At 48.3% G+C, this 8110-nt stretch carries 5 protein-coding genes and 2 pseudogenes; 5 read left to right on the top strand and 2 right to left on the bottom strand.

Going from position 1 to position 8110, the window contains the following annotated elements; all coding sequences use genetic code 11:
- Nucleotides 1–1469 (bottom strand): FG-GAP-like repeat-containing protein (locus NWF35_RS16875; RefSeq protein ID WP_363321613.1); only part of this gene is annotated, 1469 nt, incomplete at its 3' end.
- Nucleotides 1470–1754: 285 nt separating this feature from the next.
- On the opposite strand from NWF35_RS16875, the gene NWF35_RS11330 reads away from it, so the two are divergent.
- Entirely contained in the window at nucleotides 1755–1859 is a 105-nt protein-coding gene (locus tag NWF35_RS11330) for a hypothetical protein (RefSeq protein WP_363321612.1), read from the top strand.
- Between the two features lie 289 nt (nucleotides 1860–2148).
- A complete protein-coding gene (locus NWF35_RS11325; RefSeq protein WP_301239191.1) occupies nucleotides 2149–2589 on the top strand; it encodes an HIT family protein in 441 nt (146 codons plus the stop codon).
- A 217-nt stretch (nucleotides 2590–2806) separates the two neighbouring features.
- Here NWF35_RS11325 and NWF35_RS11320 read toward each other — a convergent pair.
- Nucleotides 2807–4474: pseudogene (locus NWF35_RS11320) on the bottom strand (acetate--CoA ligase).
- A gap of 619 nt (nucleotides 4475–5093) precedes the next feature.
- Between NWF35_RS11320 and NWF35_RS11315 the strand changes: the two are divergent.
- The 3 genes and pseudogenes from NWF35_RS11315 to NWF35_RS11305 all read left to right on the top strand — a co-directional run bounded on the left by NWF35_RS11315 (nucleotide 5094) and on the right by NWF35_RS11305 (nucleotide 8077).
- Nucleotides 5094–5636, top strand: coding sequence for a copper resistance CopC family protein (locus NWF35_RS11315; RefSeq protein ID WP_301239190.1), 543 nt, complete (start codon nucleotides 5094–5096; stop codon nucleotides 5634–5636).
- Nucleotides 5633–6733 carry a copper resistance D family protein gene (locus NWF35_RS11310; RefSeq protein WP_301239188.1) on the top strand — a complete coding sequence of 367 codons (1101 nt, stop codon included), beginning with the start codon at nucleotides 5633–5635 and terminating at the stop codon, nucleotides 6731–6733. The genes NWF35_RS11315 and NWF35_RS11310 overlap by 4 nt, the downstream gene beginning before the upstream one ends.
- 138 nt (nucleotides 6734–6871) lie before the next feature.
- Nucleotides 6872–8077, top strand: a pseudogene (locus tag NWF35_RS11305) (GTP-binding protein).
- Nucleotides 8078–8110: the final 33 nt, after the last annotated feature.

Raw genomic sequence — 8110 nt, 5'->3', positions numbered from 1 at the left:
ACGGGGAAGAAGGTTCCAGACGCTGGTGTGCAGGTGGCTGTTGCACCGGGACAGTTGTCAGTGACCGTCGGATCGGGAAATGTCACGAAGGCTCCGCATTCCCCCGGATCATTAGAGACGGTGATATTAGCAGGACAAGTGATTGTCGGCGGTTCCGTATCCTGCACCGTGACTGTAAAGGCGCAACTTTCGGTGTTCCCCGTCCCATCCGACGCGGTACAGGTCACCGTGGTGGTTCCCACAGGAAAGAAGGAACCCGAGGGAGGAGAACAAGTCACGGTAACCCCTGGGCAATTGGAAGTAGGGGTAGGGTAATTCACGACCGCTCCACATTGGCCGGGATCATTTCTCACCGTGATATTGCTGGGGCAAGTGGGAACCGGCACACAATTGTTAATCAAAACAGTGACGTTATTACTGTTAAAGTTAGCGGTAGCCAGATCAGACCTTCCATCCCCGTTAAAATCAGCGCTCGTGAGTCCAATGGGTGCGGATCCTACTGAAAAGGTGACAGCGGGTTGAAAGGTACCGTTTCCATTACCAATTAGAATCGAGACATTGTTGGAATTTTGATTTGTGACCGTCAGATCTGCAATTCCATTACAATTTAAATTCGCAGACACAATGCCTATAGGACCACTCCCCCCAGAGGCAAAGGGGCTTCCCGGAGCAAGGGCAAAGCCTCCAGCCCCATTGCCTATAAAGACGGATACCGTATTGGAACTCTCGTTTGTAACCGCCAAATCCGGCTTTCCGTCTCCGTTAAAATCAGCGGTCGTGATCCCAATAGGACCATTCCCCCCAGAAGCAAAGGGGCTTCCCGGAGCAGGGGTAAAGCCTCCAGTTCCATTGCCCAAAAAGACGGACACCGTATTGGAATTGGCATTTGTAAGTGCCAAATCCGGCTTTCCGTCTCCGTTGAAATCGGCGGTTGTTAATCCTTGAGGTCGAGTACCCCCAGAGGCAAAGGGGCTTCCCGGGGCGGGTGAAAAACCACCAGCTCCGTTGCCTAAAAAGACAGACACTGTATTGGAAATAAAATTAGTTACTGCCAGATCCGGCTTTCCGTCTCCGTTAAAATCAGCGGTCGTGATATTGTTAGGACGAACTCCTCCAGAGGAAAAGGAGCTTGTGAGTGTAAATCCACCAGCCCCATTGCCCAAAAAGACGGACACCGTATTGGAATTAGCATTCGTAACCGCCAGATCCGGCTTTCCATCTCCGTTAAAATCAGCGGTCGTGATCCCGGTAGGACGATTCCCCCCAGAGGAAAAGGGGCTTCCGGGGGCAGGGGTAAAACCTCCAGCCCCATTGCCCAAAAAGACGGACACCGTATCGGAGGATTGGTTTGTAACCGCCAGATCCGGCTTTCCGTCTCCGTTAAAATCAGCGGTGGTAATATTAAAAGGCCCACTACCACCCGTCGAAAAAGGACTGGTGGGGGGTTGGAAAAAAGAGGGGCAAGTCATCAAAACCAGACCTCCTTTCTAATTACGGAGCTTGAACTACCACTCACAGGTTATTTGTACGTGCATATGGGTAAGTACGAAATATGTAAAGTGCCTATTATCCGATTAATTGGGCGAAAAACCTCGTTCAGTATAGCGTATATGGTCTTTTTTACTTAGCGGATATCGGGGTTAAAAAGGAGGGGGCATGATGGTCTCCCTGAACCCGGATCAAATGGTTTCTATTATCCGCCGCAGTCTAGGGGAAGCGAAATCGCCGAAAGGTGATGAATTGTCGGAGCGGGTATGGCGGGATTGGTCGCCGGTATGATGTTAAAAGAAGCTGGACATCAAGTGACGATTTTGGAAGTTTCCAATTACCCTATTGAGACATTCTGTAACTGTTTATAGAGTTTATAAGGATAAAAAGTGTAGATTTTATGCGGGGTTGATGGGTGTGTTGTACCCTGTGAGGAATTGAATCTTTGCCCCGCTCTTGCTCTCATTTAGCCAGCTAAATGTTCTGATTTCATCTTGTTACCTCAACCCTTTGACATTTACTTGCAACTTGCAAAGCCAAGGTGCTTGTGCATTCAAATGAAGCGTATTGGTCTTGTTTTTTAGATTAAGCTGTTTCCCAAATGAAATGCAGTAGTACAATAGATGCAAAACCCCTGGGTCCGTGTAAAGGAGGAACCCTATGCTGGAAGATCGCCAGGTTTCCTGTATTTTTTGTTCCATCGTCCAGAAGGATGAACCAGCCAGTATCGTTTATGAAGATGATCAAATCCTTGCTTTCCTTGATATCGCTCCTATCAATCCCGGACATACCCTTGTAATCCCGAAAGTGCACTATGAGTCATTGTCCGAGGTGCCGAACTCCGTTGTTGCGCGTATGATGACGGTAGCAAAGAAAATTGCGAATGCGATTCGCTTGTCCAGAGTGTACTGTGAAGGGATCAACTTACTTTTAGCCGATGGGGAAGCCGCATTTCAGGATGTATTTCACTGCCATCTGCATGTAGTTCCGCGTTTTAAGGGAGATTCATTCCGGATCGATGGATGCTACTCGAACCATCCGGAACGCTCAGAACTTGACCGTGTTGCGTTGCAAATTCGTTCCAATATGGAATCGGTATAGAGTTGATCATCCTTTCATTCTGATACAACTTTCGGGCGTCTACAATACAAAAACCCAGCTGGTATCTAGACCTAATCTGGCCTTTGCCGTGTCGAGAGGGAGTGAAGCTCGATTTCGCTGCCATATACCTAGTAAATGGAAAAATGACTTGAGACACCACTTAGGGCGCTCAAGTCATTTTGAGTTTATGAAGGAAACTGTAGGAATTTCCTGCCTTTTAGTTTTGTGTTTGTTGCAAAGCGTTATTTTTTTCTATTTCTTGGTTTCGGAGAATGAACCGTTGAATCTTACCGCTAGGAGTTTTGGGTAATTCAGTTACAAATTCAACTTCACGCGGATACTCATGTTTTGAAAGGCGTTTTTTTACATATAGGGACAACTCTTGTGCCAATTCATCCGAAGGTGTGAATTCGTCTGCTAGTACAACAAACGCTTTTACTATTTCCCCTTTCATGGGATCTGGTTTTCCAACAGCGGCTGCTTCTACTACAGCCGGGTGTTCTAGTAGACAACTTTCAATCTCAAAAGGTCCAATTCGATATCCGGCACTTGAAATTATGTCGTCAGCCCGACCTTGGAACCAAAAGTACCCTTCTCGATCTTTGGATGCTAGGTCACCTGTCAAGAACCATTTTCCCAACATTTTTTCCGCAGTCATATCAGGATCTTTCCAATATCCTTTGAAAACATTTGGAAATGAATCAGTATTAAACGCAATTTGCCCCACACTACCATCAGCTACTGGTACACCTGTATGATCGAATAAAGCGACTTCAAAACCTGGTAAAGCAAATCCCATCGACCCCGGACGGATCTCCGTATCGATTGCGTTAAAATTACCTATTAGCATCAATGTTTCAGATAACCCGTAGTGGTCTTTCACTGTTACTCCTAGATGTTTTTTGAAAAACTGTATCACCTCAGGGTTAAGAGGTTCACCAGCAGAGCTCATGGCTCGTACTTTAATATGGTATTTGCTGATTACCTGTGATCCTGATGCTACCATTGCTCGATAGGCCGTTGGGGCATACGCAAAATTCGTTACACTGTATTTTTCCATCAGCGAATAATAGGTTTCTGGCTTAAATGGTCCTTCGTAAAAAACAATCGGAACGCCAAAGCACATGGGAGAAAATGTGCAAAAAATCAGACCATAAGCCCAGCCCGGATCCGCACCGCCTAAGAAAATATCGTCGTCTCGCAGATCAATCGCATAACGCATATACGGATATATTAATAAGCATATTGTGTGACCACATGGCTCCCTTAGGCATACCGGTGGATCCTGATGTATACTGTATAGCCAACAGATCGTCTACTGTCATTTCTTCTGTCGGATGTTCAGGTGACTCGAGTGCAAGGATATCCCAAAAAGGCAAATCACACGGATTCGGGGTTCCATCAATTACGAAAATATGCTCTAATGAGGGACATTTTCTTTTGGTGGTAATTTGGGACGATGAGTTTGATTGGTTATAATCACCTTTGCTTCAGAATGGTTGATCCGATATTCAATCGCTTGCGGACCAAACGCTGTAAATAGTGGAACGTAAACTGCACCTACTTTCCAAGCAGCTAGAATATACACGATCAGTGCAGGATTCTTCGGAAGCAGTGCACAAACCCTGTCTCCTCGCTTAATACCAAGCTTGCGAAATACATTGGCCATCTGATTGGACCAATCACGCAGTTCTCGATATGTGGTTTTTTGATTGCCAAACTGGTCCTCATAGAATATGGCTATTCGAGAAGGATCATCAGCATAGCGATCACATACCTCGTGTGCCACATTGAAACGCTCACGAGGATTCCAGTCATAGTGATTCAGTATAGTCTCCCAAGAAAATGAGGAACTTAAAGAAGAATAGTTAGTTATCTTTGTCATATTCGTAACACTCCTTTTGATCAGTTAATCCACTTTTCTGTAGCAGATCTTCCATTGATAATACCGACTATTCGGATGATTGATATAGCATAGATTTCGCATCAAGACAGATAACAGATTCATGAACAATCGCTTTTAGGAAAAGTAGACGAGTTTTCTCGTCTGCCGCTGTATGAGTCAAAGGTGATGTTTCTGGGGTTATTAAAAAATTAAATGTTATTGAATATAAAAAAACAATGTGAATACTAGTTTCGTGTACTCTGATCATCTTATCGGTCCCGCCTACGCCGAATCACGACAGCTTCCCTGGTGTCCAACTTGAGTTGATTATAATTGAAAACGTTTACATTATCAATAGTTTATAACATATCAAAATATTTTAAATTAAGATAAATTGAGTTCCTTTTGTTGTCGTCTGGACGATATTCTGGATGACACCTGTTAGCAAAGTTCTTATCAGAAAATTCGAGGTTAGCGGTGATTTTCATACGGGTCTTTGGTGAAATCCCGTGACGTTTTATCGTATCTTCTGTGAAAGTCATGAGGATTTCACCGAATGGGTGTTATATTATAGGGAGGATGAGAGCAACGTACAGGCTGTTTGGACGAGGTGGTAAATGTGAACCGAAAATGGATCAGGTATATCGGGTTGTGCTTGTGTATCTGGCTCGTGCCTTCATTGGCGGCGGCCCACACACATCTGAAACAATCAACACCCAGCGACGGGGAAACGGTGTCGCAACCTGTGCAGAAGCTCACGTTGGTGTTTGAGGAGCGCATTGAACAGGGTGGCTCGGTGGAACTCCGTGACGAAGCTGGGCACACATTAAAACCGTCTTCCGTCAAGGTTCAAGGGGATACGTTGGAAGCGACATTGGGTCCCGCCCTGCCGGATGGCCATTATACTGCCAAGTGGAAAATCATCGGATTGGACGGTCATCCGATGCAAGGGTCATTTCACTTTGAGGTGAAAGCTGGTAAAACATCGGCCGGTCAGAAACCGTCGCCCGTACCCAAACAACAGCCTACGCCGCATCACGACCAACATGCCGCTCCGGTGAAACGATCCACTTCTTCCCCCGTGATCTGGGTGGTGGCCATCCTGGTACTCAGTACCGCGGTGATTGTGGGCTGGCTGTTCTGGAGGAAGCCAAAAGCATGATCGCATGGGTTCAAACATTGGCCGAGACGATGGCAGTGACGTGCCTCGCCCTGTTGACGGGCGGGGCGCTTCTTTCACTGGTGGCGGACGATTACAAACCGGTGGTTATTCTCCCACACCGATTGTTTCCCTTGGTTGCTCTGATCGCGGGCCTTGGTTCTTTTGTTCCCGTCCTTCGTCTGGTACTTTTTTTGGAACCGGATACGGGGTGTATGGAGGCCGTTCGACTGGGGGTGTTTCTCTCGCGTACAGGGCAAGTGTGGTTGGGTTTGTTGGTAGTGTCGGTGTTGCTCGCCTTGTTTCTTCAGGTTCGGGATGTACGCAGCTCCAAATGGACGGCCGGTTGGGCCTTGTTTGGTACATGGATGTTGATCCTGATCAAGTCGTGGATGGGGCACGTCGCCTCCGTCTCAGATATCAGCGGTTGGGTTTTGCAATCGGTCCATCTGACCTCGGTATGTGTATGGGCGGGTGGATTGATGGTGGTCGGATTCTTTACTGTAGACACCGCGCGTTGGCTTTCTTTTCTTCGTTGGTTTACTCCAACGGCGATCGGTTGCGTGACGGCTGTCATTCTGGCCGGTTGGGGATTGATGGGCACCGTTGATCCCGAGTATGTCGCTTCCTGGGTATTGCCTTACGGGGAAGCGTTGTTGCTCAAACAGTGGATGACGGCGGGAGTTTTGGTCACGGCCGGGGTGAATGGGGGATGGATTCGCCGAAAACTGGCGCGGGGAGAAGAGGTGAATCCACTGCCTTGGATGCGCGCGGAAGCGGTCCAGATATTGCTGGTGGTGGCGATCACCGCATGGATGAGTCAGGAAGCAGCGCCGCACACCGTGGCGGAAACAGTACAGGCTGTCGGTGTATCACCATTGTTTGAGGGATTGTTTCCTGGGAAATGGTATCCTGGTCTACGTGCGGAATGGCAGGGATATCTCCTCGGTGGGTTGCTGGTATTATGGGCGCTGATATTGCTGGCGATGATTCCGTTGTTGTACCGCCAGCGACGTTCGGCTTACGGTGCGGTATGGTTGGCTGGTTTGGCGGCGTGCGCCGGTTTTGTGGGTGTTTTGGTTTGGGCATATGGTGGTTAATGTGTCATGTCACCCGAGTAAGGTGACTTCTTTTTTGTCTGTAAAACGTAATTATTACGATTTACAAAACGTATTTTCTTGTATAAAATGAGATTCGTGTCGTAGAAATCAGGAATTAATTCGATTAGGAGGAGAAAAATGAAAGGGAAAATACCGGTCGCCGTATTGAGCGGTTACTTGTGATCAGGGAAAACGACCATTCTCAACCATGTTCTGCAAAACCGGCAAGGGCTCAGAGTGGCTGTGATTGTCAATGATATGAGCGAGATCAATGTGGATGCCGGACTGATCGACCGGAGCGGCTTTTTGTCCCGGGCGGAAGAGAAATTGGTGGAGATGTCCAATGGGTGCATCTGCTGCACGCTGCGGGAGGATTTGCTGCGGGAAGTGGAGCGGTTGGCCAGGCAGGGCCGGTTTGATTACATATTGATTGAGTCGTCAGGGATCAGCGAGCCGGTGCCGGTAGCCCAGACCTTCACCTATTTGGATGAGGAACAAGGTATCGATCTTTCGTCACTGTGCCGGCTGGACTGCATGGTGACCGTGGTGGATGCGTACCGTTTCTGGCATGATTTCGCTTCGGGCGAAACCTTGTTGGACCGTCAGCAGGCAGTAAGTGAAGATGACACACGAGATGTGTCCGATCTGTTGATTGACCAGATTGAGTTTTGCGACGTCATGATCCTCAACAAATGCGATCTGGTGGAGGAGACGGAGTTGCAACAATTGGAGGCTGTCTTGCGCAAACTGCAACCGCAAGCCAAACTGATCCGCACTTCTCACGGCCGTATCAACCCGTCGGAAATCCTGAACACAGGCTTGTTTGATCTGGAGCGGGCAAGTCAGGCGGCCGGTTGGATCCAGGAATTGCAAAAATAGAGCCATACTCCTGAAACGGAGGAGTACGGCATTTCTTCTTTCGTCTACCGGCGGCGGCGACCGTTTCATACCGAACGGTTGGCCCGTTGGATGGAAGAGTGGCCGGAAACAATCGTGTGCGCAAAAGGCATGATTTGGCTCGCCACGCGCCATGACACTGCCGTGCTGCTCTCGCAGGCGGGACCATCCATTCAAGTGGGACCAATGGGCCATTGGATTGCCGCCCTGTCGGAAGAAGAGATTGAGCAGGTGATGGCGGCGGAACCGGAGACAGCACGGCGATGGCACCCCATTTGGGGAGATCGCGTCACGGAGTTGGTGCTGATCGGGGTGGATATGGATCGGCTACAAGTGGAGCGCGACTTGGATGCGTGTTTGTTAACCGATGAGGAGATAAAGTCCGATTGGTCCACTTTTCCCGATCCGTTGCCGGGAGCGGCGAAGGGGAATGTTCCTTCAGTGTGAGTATTACCGCAAAGCTCAGAGGTCGCTTAAGGA

Origin of the sequence: Polycladomyces subterraneus (genome assembly GCF_030433435.1) — a bacterium.
GTDB classification, from domain to species: domain Bacteria; phylum Bacillota; class Bacilli; order Thermoactinomycetales; family JIR-001; genus Polycladomyces; species Polycladomyces subterraneus.
The sequence above is the reverse complement of the archived record's forward strand: the minus strand, read 5'-3'. Positions and strand labels throughout refer to the sequence as shown.